The sequence below is a fragment of the Bacteroides sp. BFG-637 genome, from assembly GCF_024793605.1.
GTDB classification, from domain to species: domain Bacteria; phylum Bacteroidota; class Bacteroidia; order Bacteroidales; family Bacteroidaceae; genus Bacteroides; species Bacteroides vicugnae.
In genome coordinates, this window is sequence record NZ_JANUPD010000002.1 from 3,849,622 (window position 1) to 3,865,410 (window position 15,789).

Annotated in this window: 12 protein-coding genes and 1 pseudogene; 7 read left to right on the forward strand and 6 right to left on the reverse strand. The window is 43.4% G+C overall.

Annotation, left to right across the window (positions count from 1 at the left end; translation table 11 throughout):
• Nucleotides 1-99: 99 nt before the first annotated feature.
• The 6 genes and pseudogenes from NXX38_RS14845 to NXX38_RS14870 all read right to left on the reverse strand — a co-directional run bounded on the left by NXX38_RS14845 (nucleotide 100) and on the right by NXX38_RS14870 (nucleotide 6,588).
• Nucleotides 100-1,056 carry a toprim domain-containing protein gene (locus NXX38_RS14845; RefSeq protein ID WP_004308778.1) on the reverse strand — a complete coding sequence of 319 codons (957 nt, stop codon included), beginning with the start codon at nucleotides 1,054-1,056 and terminating at the stop codon, nucleotides 100-102.
• 212 nt (nucleotides 1,057-1,268) lie between these two features.
• Nucleotides 1,269-2,345, reverse strand: coding sequence for an AAA family ATPase (locus tag NXX38_RS14850; protein ID WP_008766855.1), 1,077 nt, complete (start codon nucleotides 2,343-2,345; stop codon nucleotides 1,269-1,271).
• A gap of 14 nt (nucleotides 2,346-2,359) precedes the next feature.
• Entirely contained in the window at nucleotides 2,360-2,668 is a 309-nt protein-coding gene (locus NXX38_RS14855; RefSeq protein WP_004308776.1) for a DUF3853 family protein, read from the reverse strand.
• A gap of 224 nt (nucleotides 2,669-2,892) precedes the next feature.
• Complete coding sequence (locus tag NXX38_RS14860) at nucleotides 2,893-3,936, reverse strand: hypothetical protein (protein ID WP_004308775.1); 1,044 nt, start codon at nucleotides 3,934-3,936, stop codon at nucleotides 2,893-2,895.
• Between the two features lie 8 nt (nucleotides 3,937-3,944).
• Nucleotides 3,945-5,241: pseudogene (locus NXX38_RS14865) on the reverse strand (YhcG family protein).
• Between the two features lie 63 nt (nucleotides 5,242-5,304).
• Complete coding sequence (locus tag NXX38_RS14870) at nucleotides 5,305-6,588, reverse strand: site-specific integrase (protein ID WP_004308773.1); 1,284 nt, start codon at nucleotides 6,586-6,588, stop codon at nucleotides 5,305-5,307.
• A 477-nt stretch (nucleotides 6,589-7,065) separates the two neighbouring features.
• Here NXX38_RS14870 and NXX38_RS14875 point away from each other — a divergent pair, with 477 nt between their 5' ends.
• The 7 genes from NXX38_RS14875 (at nucleotide 7,066) to NXX38_RS14905 (ending at nucleotide 15,646) form a co-directional block, all read left to right on the forward strand.
• On the forward strand, nucleotides 7,066-8,250 hold the full coding sequence (locus tag NXX38_RS14875; protein ID WP_195649857.1) for a PLP-dependent transferase: 1,185 nt from the start codon (nucleotides 7,066-7,068) through the stop codon (nucleotides 8,248-8,250).
• A 134-nt stretch (nucleotides 8,251-8,384) separates the two neighbouring features.
• Nucleotides 8,385-11,624 carry a SusC/RagA family TonB-linked outer membrane protein gene (locus NXX38_RS14880; RefSeq protein ID WP_234132117.1) on the forward strand — a complete coding sequence of 1,080 codons (3,240 nt, stop codon included), beginning with the start codon at nucleotides 8,385-8,387 and terminating at the stop codon, nucleotides 11,622-11,624.
• 27 nt (nucleotides 11,625-11,651) lie between these two features.
• Nucleotides 11,652-12,902 carry a SusD/RagB family nutrient-binding outer membrane lipoprotein gene (locus NXX38_RS14885; protein WP_258979960.1) on the forward strand — a complete coding sequence of 417 codons (1,251 nt, stop codon included), beginning with the start codon at nucleotides 11,652-11,654 and terminating at the stop codon, nucleotides 12,900-12,902.
• Nucleotides 12,799-13,101, forward strand: coding sequence for a SusD/RagB family nutrient-binding outer membrane lipoprotein (locus tag NXX38_RS14890; RefSeq protein WP_258979962.1), 303 nt, complete (start codon nucleotides 12,799-12,801; stop codon nucleotides 13,099-13,101). The genes NXX38_RS14885 and NXX38_RS14890 overlap by 104 nt, the downstream gene beginning before the upstream one ends.
• Before the next feature lie 69 nt (nucleotides 13,102-13,170).
• Nucleotides 13,171-13,821: a response regulator transcription factor gene (locus NXX38_RS14895; protein WP_148365922.1), complete on the forward strand. Its 651-nt coding sequence runs from the start codon at nucleotides 13,171-13,173 to the stop codon at nucleotides 13,819-13,821.
• Nucleotides 13,822-13,891: 70 nt separating this feature from the next.
• Complete coding sequence (gene rlmF / locus NXX38_RS14900) at nucleotides 13,892-14,821, forward strand: 23S rRNA (adenine(1618)-N(6))-methyltransferase RlmF (RefSeq protein WP_258979964.1); 930 nt, start codon at nucleotides 13,892-13,894, stop codon at nucleotides 14,819-14,821.
• A gap of 57 nt (nucleotides 14,822-14,878) precedes the next feature.
• On the forward strand, nucleotides 14,879-15,646 hold the full coding sequence (locus NXX38_RS14905) for an N-acetyltransferase (RefSeq protein WP_148365926.1): 768 nt from the start codon (nucleotides 14,879-14,881) through the stop codon (nucleotides 15,644-15,646).
• Nucleotides 15,647-15,789: the final 143 nt, after the last annotated feature.

Below are 15,789 nucleotides of genomic sequence, written 5' to 3' on the forward strand. Positions count from 1 at the left end.
TCTCAGGGGTGAAACGCCCTGAGTGGGTCATTAGGGCAAAGCCCTAATCCCCTCGGGAGAGCCCACAACTACGAAAGCGAAGCGTGTAGTTATAGTGGGCTATAACTGGAAGCCGTTCTTCTTTTCCGGTGATTGGCTGCGCACCCCTTTGGCGGACTGGAGCTGCCTTTTTCTTTCAATCTGTTTCTGTAAGTATTCGTTCAAGTCCTTGCATCCTCTGTAAATCTGCGAAGCGTCCCGGATGTACCGCTCTCTGCCGTATTCCATGCGGATTTGCCGGAGTGCTTCCAGTCCTGCATGGTCGTTGTCGAAAAAGCAGTGGATGCGTTCGTAATTGCCCAACGGATAGAGAGCCTTGTTTACATTCGATACGGAGTTCAATACAATGTAGTCCTGCCCGTCCAATTCCGGATAATTTGGGCAGCTCTCTTGTCTCAATGTCAAAAAGGAGAGGTAGTCCATAAATCCCTCGAACACATAACAGGTATTCCTCGCTTTTCCCGACTGCCTGATGTGGGAGATTTCCTTTGGGGCGATGCAGCCCTTGAAATAGCGGTTGCGGATTTCATATCCACACGAACCATTGGGAAAGGCGATGGCAAAGTACCGCTTGCCGTTGTGAGTGAAACGTGCTTCACTACATTCTCTTTTCGCCAGTTTTATGTTAATTCCTCTACCTTGTAAGTAGGCAAGCAGGGCAGTAGATGACAGCGGAACAATCTCCAACTGTTGGAAGCTCGGCTCGGAAGAGTTTTGCTTTCCAAAAGAGAAAGATACCGGGCGCACGTGCGGTGTCTGCTCTGCTATCCGTTTCAAGATGTAAGGTACATGGTCGGTAGCGTACAGGTGTGCAGCCAGTTCTATGATACCACCACCTTTACCCAAACCGAAGTCATACCATTGTTCACGTTCGGTATTTACCTTGAACGAGGCTTCGGCTTCTTCCCTTAACGGTGATTTATACCACAGATTGACACCTTGTTGCTTGACGGGAGAATATCCTAAACTATGCAGATAATCCGCTATTCTGATTTGCTTGGCTGTCTGTATATCCATAAAATGATTGTTTTAGTAGTTGGTGAATTGGTTTATTTTTCTTTTTGCCCGTACCTTTTTAGGAAGTACGGTCTATAATCACTTCACTAAATTCTCGTATATATAGGATACGGTAATAAAGTGAAGTGATTTAGTCCCATTCCCCAAGCACTTCACTATATTCCTAATATATACACCCCGAGAATAAAGTGAAGTGATTGCAGGGAAATGGGCTAATAGTGGAAGTCAGGCATGAATGTGTATTTTCTGCCTGTCTCCTGCACTATCATCCGTTTGTTGCGGAGCATGGTGATGAGCGATACCGCCTTTTTATGGTTCAACTTTACACCCACTGACATATAGGTCTTGATTAAGGCATCTTCCAGTTCCTTGTAGCCGTATTCCTCTTTCAGCCCGAAAACGGCTTCCAATGCGATACGGTGCTGCTGCTCGGTGATATGCCTGTAAGGGTCGAACTTCTCTTCTTCGGGTCTTCCCGGCTTCTTTGTTTCAGGTTTGTATCCCTCAATGAGTTCGGGAAGGGCTTTGTCGTTGATACGGAATGCGAAAGGCTCAAAGTCCATTGCCCGGATGTGAATGGCTGAAACATGGCTGATGTCACCGTTGCCCTTGTCCTTTTCTACCTGCAATACGGTTTCCGCCTTGTTGTTCAACTCCGTACCAATGTGCCCTCTTGCGTTCTCATCCCCTTTGTTCTGATGCAGTATCGTATGGATATGTATCTGCCTGTCGTCCGTCCACTGCATCAGCTTGGATATGATGCGTGTTGATTCACTGGGGCTGTTGATGTCATACACCATATCCCGTATGCCGTCTATAATTACAAGACCGATTTCGGGTGTATTGTAAATAGCCTGTTCCACAATCCTGATACGCTGCTCAGGCGTGTATTTTCTTAAGGCAAGAAATTCAAGATTCTCATTGTCCCTATCATCTGGCAAACCAGCCATTCGCAAAATGCGCGTCATGACTTTCAGACAATGGTAAGGGCTTTGCTCTGTATCAACATAAAGCACTTTCCGCTTATCTTCAGGCAGTTCAGCCACATACCGCAGCACTGTGCCGTTCTTCAATGCAGCGGCTACGATAGCCGATACATTGAACGTTTTTTTACTTTTGGCTTTGCCGATGGATGCGCTGAAATTACCCAATGTCCCAATGACAGAATCATGTACTTTAAGGATTTCAGGTGCTTTCTCATAACTTTTCGACAGGCTCAAACGTGAGGCTTGCCAAAGGATTATGGCTTCTTCAGCCGATATTTCCTTAGTCTCTTTCATATAGTCCATAGCCATGCCTCCCGTTATTTCCGTCCTCCTGTTTTCTTTCCAGCCAGTTCAAGGGCAAGCTCAACATCCACGATAATCTTACGTCCTATCTGAGTGATTGCCTTGTCAATCTTTCCGCTTTTCTTGATACGGTTGGCGGTGGGTAGGCTGCACCCGAACAGTTTGGCTATGCCCAGTATTCCGTACACATATTTTCTTTCTGTGTCTGTAATGGGCTGTGGCTGCGTTTCCGTTTGACGGGAAGCGTGCTTACTTAGGAATATGAACTCTTCACCTGTCATCTGCCAGACGGGTTTTGATAATAATTCTTGAAGATTTTTCATCGTTCAATCTATTTAGTCGTTTAACAATCAGCCCTGCGCACTGGCTGTTATCTCTGTTCTCGAACGATGCAAAATTAGGTAGGGTTGTAAGTGGTAAGGATGTGGTTGATATAAATGGAATATCTTGTTATTTATCTGAATATCAGATAATAAAAATACCACTCAAAAATTTAATTTGAGTGGTAAAAGTGGTTGTTTCGTAAAATGTCAGGGCATATCACAGATTATCGGAATATACCATCCATTTCTTTGGCAAATTTCCGGTTGCTGTCACTGGGGAAATCGGAAACAGGCTCTTTGTACTTTGACTTGTAGTAGCTTTCCTCAATATCCAATATTTTCAGGATATTCCTCTTCCAATTCTCCCTGTCCTGTTTGGGCAGTTTTTCGCTCATCAGGAATATCAGATAGCAGGTACGTATTTTTTCTCTCGGTCTGATTTGGGGTTTGGTGTCGCTTGGTAGCAGGTTCATGCAGGTATAGAAATCATGTTCGGAAATATTCTCGAACTGTTCTCCCACGCAGGTTACATGAATGAGCGAAAGCAGTTCCATATTGAAATACTCAGTCTGTTTCGTTCCCAGCACTTCTTCCTGTATGTTGGGGGCATTTGGTTCTTGTTCGGCTGGCTCTTCCGGCTCGTTTGTTTCATCAAATACATATTTCGCCAATGTCTCTTTGAGGTGGCAGCCCAGCCGATAGATTTCATTGAAACGGCTTTTTGCATATTGCAGGGCTTTCTCTCTGGTCTGTTTTTGCAGATCGTAGAGTTCGGTCAGCTTGTTTTTTTTCTCCTCGTATTCATCTTTGCACCGTTCATATTCCATTTCCGCACGCTTTTCATCCTCTGCAGTGTGTTCCCGATAACCTATGGAATCGTATCGGTGGTATGCTTCGTTTAGCGGAGCATGGAGCTTGGTCGTCTTGTATTGCTGTTCTTCTATGGCTTCTTTATAGATTTCTGAAACTCGGAAGCAGATATTGTAAACGGTCTGTTCATCCGGCATACATCCTTTCTTGTAATAACTTATGTTTTCGCATACTTCCTTTTTCAGGCTATTCAGAATCAGTGTGTATTGCTCCTGTGGAAGATGAAACACCAGTTCAAGAATGGCTGTTTCAAGAACCGTTACATCATTGTAGTCCAGATAGAACTTGGTAATGAATTTCTGCTTTTCAAAAGAGAAACCTTTATTATCAAACCAGTCTTTATATATTCTGTTCAATTCTCCGTATCGGGGAATCAGCGTTGTAATTACATCTTTCATGGACGCAACTATTTTTGAGTGTTATTGTCTTTGTCAAGGAAAGAGGCCAGTTCTTCTTCCACTTCTTCCACGCTGGGCAACGCTGATTTCAGTTTCTCGGGAATCGCTTTGCTCAATTGGTAATCGCTGATGCCGATGGGCTGGTCATAGCCTGTCAATGCGTATTGTGCCACAACTTCGTCTTTTCCCTTGCATAGCAACAACCCGATAGTCTTGTTGTCATTCTCTCCCCTCAGTTTATCATCCACCACATTGATGTAGAAGTTCAGTTGTCCTGCATACTCCGGTTTGAATGGGGTAGCCTTTAATTCTACCACGATATATGCGTGCAACGGAATGGAATATAGAATCAGGTCGGCAAAGAAATCGCTGTTTCCGACTTGGAAGTGCTTCTGCCGGGCAACGAAGGCAAAACCGTTGCCCATTTCCAACAGGTAGCGGGTAACGTGTTTCACCAGCTGTTCTTCAATATCCCTTTCGTCTGCTTTTTCTTTGGCTCCTGCCAAATCAAAGATGTACGGGTCTTTGAGTAGGTAATTGGCAAGGTCGCTTTGTGGAGCCGGAAGTGTGGTCGTGAAATTGTTTACCTTGTTGTTGCTGATTTGTCGGCTATACAAATCACTGTCAATTTGCATTTTCAATACATTGCTGCTCCATCCTATTTCCACAGACTGCTTCCATGTACCAGTAGCTTAGACCTAAAGGTAGCGAACTGTCAAGTATAGTCATTTGGCTTGTCCAGTTTATTTTGGCTATAGGAGAGGTCAAGAAAACTTCTTCTATTTCCCTGATTCCCATCCTGTAAATGGCAGACACGGTTTTTCCCACATCTTCAAATTGCGCAGGAACTTCCTGCGTAATTGCTAATGATTGACAATCAATCGATTGTATTTGCGCAGTAAGTTCCTGCGTAAATTGCTTGTCATTCAGTTTTAATACTTCATTGGTCACACTCTGTATGGTTGGGACAGACAGGCTTGCATCTGTTTCTATGAAACTTTGCAACGCTCTTAAAGGATATGCTTTTGCAAACTGGCACATATAGGTAAGGTTACGTTCCGAATAGCCTTTCTTTTCAGGGTAATGCAGTCGGATAGCCTTTGCCAACTGCTTGATGATTTTGCTTCCCCATCCGTGCAGCTGCTGGTGATAAAGGATGTAATTGCCTATCTTCCAGTAATGGAACAGCATTTGTGCATTGGCTGCAACAATCAGCCTTACTTGTGCCTGTTCTATTTCCGAACCGACCGCTTGTATGAATGTATCAAAATTCGTTTTCTCTATGTTGGATTCCTTGTTGCTCATATTGTGATGATAATTTCTACAAATATAGTCATTGGTAACTATCTATGAAACTGTTTGATACTTTTATAGTTGATTAAACTTGTTCATGGCATTTGCCTTAATATCATCCGCTATGTCAATGTAGGGTTTCATAGCTTTGTAGTCGCTGTGTCCCGTCCATTTCATGACCACCTGTGCCGGGATTCCGAGAGCCAGCGCATTGCAGATGAATGTCCTTCTTCCTGCATGGGTACTGAGCAAAGCGTATTTGGGTGTGACTTCATCAATACGTTCATTTCCCTTGTAGTAGGTTTCCCGTACAGGCTCGTTGATTTCTGCCAGTTCGCCCAGCTCTTTCAGGTAATCGTTCATCTTCTGGTTGCTGATGACGGGCAGAGCCATGTAATTCTCGAAATGGATGTCCTTGTATTTGTCCAGTATGGCTTTGCTGTATTTGTTCAGTTCAATCGTCAGGCTGTCGGCAGTCTTGACTGTGGTTATTTCGATGTGGTCGGACTTCACATCGCTTCTTTTCAGATTGCGAACATCCGAATACCGCAAACTCGTAAAGCAGCAGAACAGGAAAACATCACGCACACGTTCCAGGTATTGCTTATCCTTGGGTATCTGGTAGTCTTTCAGCTTGTTCAGTTCATCCCAAGTCAGGAAGATTACTTTTTTCGAGGTGGTTTTCAGTTTCGGTTTGAACGTATCGTATGCAATGTTCTGATGATGTCCTTTCTTGAAGCTCCAGCGCAGGAACCATTTGAGGAATCCCATTTGCTTGCCGATGGTGCTGTTTCTCATATCCTTGGTGTCACGCAGGAAGTTGACGTATTCGTTCAATCCAAACTCGTTGAAATAGTTGAACGTTGCATCCTCCTTGAACTCTTTGAGGTGGTTCCTCACTGCTGCAAATTTTTCATAGGTGGATGCCGTCCAGTTATTCTGGTTACCGCACTCTTTTACAAACTCATCGAACACCTCCCAAAAGCTGACAGGGGCTTCTTCCGGCTGTTCTTCGCTGGTGTCTTTCATTCTCATGTTGAAAGCTTCCTTCAACTGTTGGGTCGTTGGCATGACCTCCTGCACCTCAAATTCCTTGAAAATATTCTGGATTTCGGCATAGTATTTCAGCAAGTCCGTATTGATTTCGGCTGCACTTTGCTTTAGCTTGTTGGTACATCCGTTCTTTACCCGCTGCTTATCTGCATCCCATTTGGCTACGTCAATCCGGTAGCCCGTTGTAAACTCGATGCGTTGGCTGGCAAAGATGACACGCATACGGATGGGTACGTTCTCTACGATTGGCACACCGTTCTTTTTCCGGCTCTCCAATGCAAAAATGATGTTGCGCTTGATATTCATAATTGGGTGCGTTTGAAATTCTACACCCAAATATACACCCAATTATTGAGATAGCAAAAGACATTTAGAAACATTTACTTTTACTCTATATTGTAATTTACACTTGATTATCAGTCGTTTGCAGTTTTATGATATTCTGTGAAAGTATAAGTTCGAGAGCCTGTCTCTCCGCTTCAATTAATAGATAAATCCCTGTAAAGTAGCACTTTACAGGGATTTTCTATTTTGTATATATAGCATGATAGGCATGAAAAAGTGTGTTTCTTATTGAAATAGAAAATAATACTATTTGAACAGTATATTTTAGAATAAACACTCTTTTTAAAAGGTGGAAATTATCAGTTTAAAGAATATTATTCCAAAATGCTTATTATCAGTTAAATATCTGTTTTTATTTACTATCACCTTTCAGTTTTTATATCTACCTTTGTTCTGATTTTACAAGATTTGATAGCTATAATATAAAAGGATAGAATAATGAAAAAACAGACCCAAGCGATTCATACCCAGTTCCAAAGAAGAGATGCTTATAATTCTCTTAGTATGCCGGTTTACCATACAGCGGCTTATGAGTTTGACAATGCCGATGATATGGCTGATGCTTTCTGCGGGCGGACAGATGCTCCGGATTATTCCAGAGTAATGAATCCGACAGTGACTTTTTTTGAGAATAAAGTAAAGCAACTTACCGGGGCAACGGAAGTGATAGCTGTCAATTCCGGTATGGCGGCTATTAGTAATACATTGCTTTCAATTGCAGCTGCAGGAAAGAATATAGTTACATCGCGTCATTTGTTCGGTAATACCTATTCATTTATTACTGGTACGTTGTCGCGCTTCGGGGTGGAACCCAGGTTGTGTGATTTGACTGAAGTTGAAACTGTAGAAAAAGTCGTAGACGGTAATACTTGTTGTATTTATATGGAAATTATCACCAATCCTCAAATGGAAGTGGCGGACTTACAGGTGCTCTCACGGATAGCTCATGAAAGGGGGATTCCTCTCATTGCCGATACTACACTTATTCCTTTTACGGAATTCGATTCACACAGATTAGGGGTAGATATTGAAGTGGTTTCCAGTACCAAATACTTGTCAGGAGGAGCCACTTCCATTGGTGGCTTGGTGATTGATTATGGTACTTGTCTGGGATTCGGTCAACGTATGCGTACAGAGATGTTACTCAATTTGGGAGCTTACATGACTCCTCATGTGGCCTATATGCATACCATCGGACTGGAAACGTTGGACGCACGATACCGGTTACAGTCTGCCAATGCCGCTACACTGGCAAGCAAACTCCGCACGTTGCCTGCTATTAGACGTGTGAATTATGTGGGATTGGAGGATAATCCGTACTATGCCTTGGCGCAAAGACAGTTTGGTTCAACCGCTGGTGCTATGATTACGATAGACCTTGAAAGTAAAGAGGTGTGTTTTCTTTTCATCAACCGCCTGAAGTTGATACGCCGTGCTACCAACTTATTTGACAATAAGACACTTGCCATCCATCCTGCGAGTACTATTTTCGGACCGTTTACTGACGAACAACGGCTGGCCATGGATGTGCTGGATACGACTATCCGCCTCTCCATTGGTTTGGAGGATGTGGATGATCTGTTTGAGGATATCAGGCAGGCTTTGGAAAATAAAAAAGAATAGAAAAGAAAATCAAAAAGTGATACACTGTGGCTGTAATATACCGCAAATATGGTATATAAAATGCCATTCATACGGGATTTACCAGTTTGTATATATCTAATACCTTTGCCCCATCATTTTAACAGTAAATAATAATGGGTAAAAGGATTCGTTTATTTTTGCTTGCTCTTGCTATAGGAGTGATACAAGGGGCGGCACAGGTGACAACGGTGCGGGGCATCGTCACCACAGAAGAAGATGGAGAACCGGTTATCGGTGCTTCGGTCATAGTGAAAGGAACCGCATTGGGTACTGTAACTGATGTTAACGGGAGATTTGAACTGAGCGGACTTCCGCCATCGGCCACCCGGCTGATAATCTCCTACATCAGTTTGATAGCAAAGGAGGTGGCTATCGCACCACAGTTGTCGGTGGCATTGAAGAGTGACACACATCTGCTGGATGAGGTGGTGGTAACAGCTTTGGGTATTTCACGCGAGAAGAAGGCACTGGGCTACACGGCACAGGAGATAAAGCAGGATGCGTTGGTGCAGGGGAAAGACAATAACTTGTTGAATTCATTGAGTGGTAAGATAGCGGGTGTGCGTATTACCAACACGCAGGGAGATGTCGGTTCCAGCCGTATTGTTATTCGTGGTGAAACTTCTATTGCCGGTGAGAATCAACCGCTTTTTATTGTGGATGGCATCCCGGTGGACAATTCGCAGCTTAATGCACGTTCCAGCGGACGCGATTTTAAGAATGCGATAGCTGACTTGAATCCGGAGGACATAAAGACGCTTACTGTATTAAAAGGTCCGAATGCTGCTGCCCTTTATGGTGCACGTGCTGCCCATGGTGCTATTGTTATCACTACCAAAGGAGGAGACAAAAAGCAGCAAGGGATAGGCATTACATTGCATTCTTCCACACAAATTTCTTTTGCAGCGACCTTGCCGGAGTTTCAGAACCTTTTCGGGCAAGGGGCAGGCGGACGATTCAGTTATGTGGACGGCAAAGGTGCAGGTGTGAATGACGGTGTGGACGAAAGCTGGGGACCGCGTCTTGACATTGGATTGCTGATTCCCCAGTTTGACAGTCCGCTGGATGCTGACGGTACTCGTATGGCTACTCCCTGGGTGTCGCATCCCAACAATGTACGCGATTATTTCCGTACGGGCTTTTCTACCAATAACGGTATTTCAGTTGCCCGTGGGGACGACAAATATCAGTTCCGTGTAGGGTATAACTACGAGAAACAAGTCAGTATTGTTCCTGACGCTGGAACCAATAAAACGAATATCAGTCTAAATACAGATTACCATCTTGCAAAATGGATTTCGGTGGGAGCTACGGCCAATTACATCATTTATACAGCTCCCAGTTTACCGGGGTCAGCTACCCCTTCGGGTAGTAACGTACGTTCTAACAGTCCTATGCTTCAGTTTTTGTGGTTCGGACGTCAAGTGGATACGAACTCATTGAAAGCAGACTATACTCGCAACTGGAATTCAAGCTATTATGATAATCCTTTTTGGAGTGCTTCTTATAATACGCAAAGTCAGGAGCGGCATCGTCTGATAGGTGACCTGCATGCCGAATTCCATCTGGCAGATGGTCTGAATATGCGTTTCCGTACCAGTACCGACTGGTATAATGACCGGAGAAAATCTAAAGTAAAATGGGGCAGTACAGGTGCCGGTTCACCTTACGGCAGTTATGCTGAAGATGCTTATACGGTGAAAGAGAATAACACAGAAATATTGGCGACTTATGTCAAGCAGTTGAATAAAAACTGGGGATTTGACGCTCTTCTGGGTTTTAATGTGCGTAACAAACAGTACGAGAACAACTATCAGGCTGCTCCCCGTTTGGCTGTTGCCGACCTTTATACGTTGACCAATTCTCGTGATCCGCTCACTTCGTCCAATGATTTTTACCGCTTGCGGCAATATGGACTCTACGGTTCCGTACAATTGGATTACCGTCGTTGGGCTTTCTTGAACATAACGGGACGGAATGATTGGTCGTCTACGCTACCTGTGGACAACAATTCTTATTTCTATCCTTCGGTGACGGCTAGTGTGCTGCTTTCCGAGGCTTTGGGGTGGAGGAGTAAGGCCGTCAACTATCTGAAATTACGTGGAGGATGGTCACAAGTGGGAGCAGATGCCGATCCTTATCAATTAGCAACAGTCTTTACTTCAGAAACAGCTTTCGACGGAAATCCGCTTCAAAGTTCTTCTACCATCGGTATGAATCCGAATCTAAAGCCGGAGAAGACATCATCTATAGAAGCTGGTTTCGAAGCAGCTTTTCTGGACAACCGCCTGTATTTGGATTTCACTTACTATAAGACCGATAGCCGCAACCAAATATTAAAACTGGCTACTACTGCGGCCAGTGGCTACACGTCGCAGGTGCGTAATGCCGGACATATTCGTAATCGTGGCTATGAAATACAATTGGGAGCTGTTCCTATACAAACATCGAAAGGGTTTCGTTGGAATCTGGACCTGAATTATGGTGCCAACCGCAGCAAGGTTATCAAGCTGGATGATGAAGGTTTAATTACGAGTTACCAGCTCTACTCGTCGGGCATTCAGATACTGGCTTCAGTGGGAGAAGCTTATGGAACTTTGTATGGCACTTCATACGTGCGTGATGCTAATGGAAGCATTGTGGTGGATGCTAACGGTCTGCCTAAAATTTCAACCACTAATAAAACATTGGGGAAGTTTACACCCGACTGGACAGGTGGTGTCAGCAACACTTTCAGCTATCGTTCGTTGAGTCTTTCTTTTCTGATAGATGCCAGTGTGGGCGGTTCTATATTTTCCAACACTAATAAAACAGGAAAATATACCGGTGTATTGGCTAACACATTACCGGGCAGGGATGCCGAGCATGGTGGTTTGTGGTATTATACTGACGCTATGGGTAACAATGTACGATTATCGGAACCTCCTTCTTACTCCATATCCTCCGATGGGCTTTACTATGCCCACGTCAATGGTCAATCCACTCGTGTATATCAGGATGGTATTATTGTAGAAGGAGTGACGGAAAGCGGTTCTAAGAATGAAAAGGTCGTGTCTGCCGAGAAATACTATCATCGCATTTACAGTATTGCCGAATCTAATGTGTATGATGCCTCTTACGTGAAACTGCGCGAAGTGGCTTTGAGTTATCGTCTGCCTCGCCTGTGGACGCAGAAACTGCATTTACAAGAAGCTTCCGTTACGCTGACGGGACGTAACTTGTGGACTATCTATAAAAGTGTCCCCAATATAGATCCGGAATCGGCTTTGACTACCGGAAATGCACAAGGGGTAGAGGCCTACTCACTGCCTACGACACGTTCCTTTGGTGTGAACCTTTCCGTAAAATTCTAAATGCGAACCTTTTAATAATAGGATAAAATGAAAAGAAGAATATACTTTTTATATATAATATGGGTACAAGTAGTTACCATTTCCCTGTGGTCGTGTGATGATGAACTGGCCGATATCAACCGTAACCCTAATGCCACCGAAAATCCACAGCCGGCTTATTTGCTTGCCGCTGCACAGTATCATGCCGCCAATCTTTATTGGGGAAGTAGTACAAATTATAATTCTACTCTGTTGTGGGTGCAACATTGGGCTAAAATACAATATACAGAGCCGGACTGCTATAATGTGGATAATGGGAGCTTTACCACTACATGGGACACCGGATATGCAACATTAATAACTGACTTGAATGCTATTATCAGTTCGGAATTCGGTAATGATAATTACCGAGGTATAGCTACTGTATGGCGTTCATGGGTTTATCTGTTGCTTACAAATCTGTATGGAGATATACCATACACTGAATATGCACAAAGTGTAACACCGGCTTACGATTCACAAGAAACTGTTTTACGCGGACTTTTGGAGGAGTTGGTTACTGCTGACCAGTTGCTTTCTACCACGGGAGAAGCAGTGGAGGGGGATTTGATTTACGGAAACGATATTGCCCGTTGGAAACAGTTGGCTCAATCCCTGCGGCTACGTATCGCTCTTGAGTTGGCGGATCGGGATGAGGATACGGCACGTCGGGTTATTGCTTCCCTTTGGAATAGTCGTAACAGTGTGATAGATAGCAATGATGCCATAGCCCGTTTTGTATTTACTTCTTCACCGCAATGGAATCCGTGGGCGTCTGCTTTCAATTCACGTGATGATCAGCGGGTATCAAAAACATTGATTGATAGACTGAATGAATGGAATGATCCGAGAATCGGAGTTTTAGCACAGCTACCTCAAGACGAAAGTGTGACAAACTATGTAGGAGCAGCCAATTCCCTCTCTGCTGATGCCGCAAACAATCAGGGATTTTATAAAGTCTCCCGACCCGGCACTTATTTTTTGAAAGACAGTTCTCCGGCTGTATTTTATACGTATGCCGAGGTCTTGTTTATCTTTGCGGAATCCGCTGTACGCGGCTGGATAACGGCTGATGCGGAAACACTCTACCGAGAAGCTGTTATTGCTTCCATTGAACCAGTTTGGCATAACAGACACTCATATCATCGATTCCTATTTGCAGCAGGAGGGCGTCCGGTTCGACGCCGAACATTGGTACGAATCTATTGGCTGGCAGAAGTGGATAGCTTATTATGGACAAGGCCCCGATGCCTTCACTGATTGGCGCAGGCTGGGTTATCCCCAGCTTCTCCCTGGTCCCGACTCAGTTTTGGGTTCCGGAGAATTACCCCGTCGCTTTTTTTATCCCGTAACGGAACAATCACTTAATGGTAAACAGTATCAGATTGCCATATCCCGCCAGGGAGCAGATGAAATCACTACCCGTTTGTGGTTTGATGTGGCTGATAAGGAACGATGATGCATCAGTATCTCCGGGCTGCCGTATGCTTTTGAAAAAAATCCGTTGAATTTAAAAATCAGAATTGCAATGAACACTGACATTACATTTATCATAGCAGATAATCAGGATATAACCAGAATGGGGATGCATGGATATATTTCCACTATATTCAGTAGATGTCGCATGATAGATGTGACAGACAAGAAGGAACTGATACAGGCATTGGTAGAATGTAGTGACAGTGTTGTCATTCTTGATTATACCCTGTTTGATCTCAATGGTGTGGATGAGTTTCTTATTATAGGAAAGCGTTTTCCTGAAGTTCACTGGATATTATTTTCCAATGAATTGAGTGAGGATTTTATTCGCAGGATGAGTATAGAAAAGAATATCGGTATGATATTGAAAGAGAACTCCGGTGAAGAGATCCATTCTGCATTGATGTGTGCAGCTCATAAGGAACGGTTTCTTGGTCACCAGATAACCAATCTGTTGATAACCGGTTCCGGCAAACCGGAAATTCATTCTGTTTTGACCGTTACAGAGATTGACATTCTCAAATTGATTGCACGTGGAAAATCCGTGAAAGAAATAGCATTGGAAAGAACCTCGAGTATTCATACCATTATCACCCACAAAAAGAATATTTTCCGGAAGTTGGGTGTGAATAATGTATATGAAGCGACTAAGTATGCCTTACGTGCCGGGCTGATTGAAATGGTAGAATATTATATATGATCCCCGGAGAGTATAAGATAAGAATAGGGAAAGATTTGCAGACAGGGAAATTCTCTGTATCTTTGCCGGCATGGCAAAAAAAGGCGAGTTACATAGAAGAAATAAGCACAATGGTCAGTATGATTTTCCATTGTTGATGGAAAATTATCTTCCACTAAAGAGGTTCGTATCGCTCAATCCCCTCGGAACACAGACTATAAACTTTTTTAATCCGCAAGCGGTGAAGGCCTTGAACAAAGCATTATTGGTCACTTATTACGGCATCCGGTATTGGGACATACCGAAGCAATATTTGTGCCCGCCTATTCCCGGAAGGGCGGATTATATTCATTATATTGCCGATCTTATCCAGCCGGACGGGACAACTGCGGATTTACCGGCAGGAGATGCTAATGGGCAGAAACCGAAATGTAGATGTCTGGATATTGGGGTAGGTGCAAATTGCATTTATCCGATCATAGGACATACTGAATATGGGTGGATCTTTGTTGGAACTGATATTGATCCGGTTTCGATAGAAAATGCACGAAAGATAGTGACTTGCAACCCTGTGTTGGCGCACAAGATTGACTTGCGACTTCAAAAAGACAGTAAGAAGATTTTCGATGGAATTATTATGCCTGACGAGTATTTTGATGTGACAATATGCAATCCTCCGTTTCATAGTTCGCGTGAAGAGGCGGAAGACGGAACGTTGCGCAAATTAAGCAGTCTGAAAGGTACGAAGGTGAATAAAGTGCAGCTGAATTTCGGCGGGAGTGCGAATGAACTTTGGTGCGAAGGCGGAGAAGTATGTTTCTTATTGAATATGATTTCCGAGAGTCAAAAATTTCAGAAGAACTGCGGATGGTTTACGAGTTTGGTTTCTAAAGAAAAGAATCTGGGAAAGTTATATGCCAAATTAAAATCGGTGAATGTGTCCGAATATAAAATTATTCGAATGCAGCAGGGAACTAAAAGTAGCAGGATATTAGCCTGGCGGTTTTCTGCCGACTCATAACAACGGGGAGATATCGAATTGTTATTTGTTTAACCAGTTAATTGAATAGAATATATTATGGAAACCAATTACATCACTTTGACAAAGGAGAATATTGCGAACGAACATATATGCTGTGCTTTTTCAGATAAGAAATGCAAGGATAGTTATGAACTGAAAAAAGAATGGCTGAAGAAAGAGTTCGATAACGGCTATGTGTTCAGACGTATTGATGAACGGGCAAAAGTGTTTATCGAATACGGTCCTGCTGAAAAAGCATGGATTCCGGTGAACGCTCCCAATTATCTGATGATAAACTGTTTCTGGGTGTCAGGTAAATATAAAGGTTGCGGACATGGTAAGGCATTGTTGCAGTCTGCCATTGATGATGCAAAATCGCAGGGGAAAGATGGCTTGGTCACTGTGGTGGGTACTTCTAAATTTCACTTTATGAGTGATACGAAATGGCTGTTGCGACAAGGTTTCCAAACAATAGAAAAGCTCCCTTACGGATTCAGCCTTTTAGGTTTGAAACTAAATCCGGTTGCTCCTGATCCTTCTTTTAATGATTGCGTGTTGAGTGGTGAGTGTCCGGATAAAGATGGAATAGTGGTTTATTATACCCATCGCTGCCCATTTACGGAGTATCACGTTCGCGGTTCTTTGGTAAATGCTGTCAGGAACAAAGATATTCCATTGAGAATAATCGAGTTGGAAAGTATGGAGCAGGCGCAAAATGCACCCACTCCGGCTACTATATTTACTCTTTTTTATAACGGGAAGTTTGTAACGACTGACTTAAGTGCGTGTATGGAAGGACGGTTGGGCAAAGCGTTAGGACTGTGATTCCGGCAAATGGATAGCATGGACAATGTTGTGTCTTCGGTATCTTTAGCTAATGTTTCTTATTTTTATTTTGCAAATTTAAATTCTGTCTGTACTTTATGTAGAAAATGCATATCTTTGAATGTTAATGATTAAACACGATT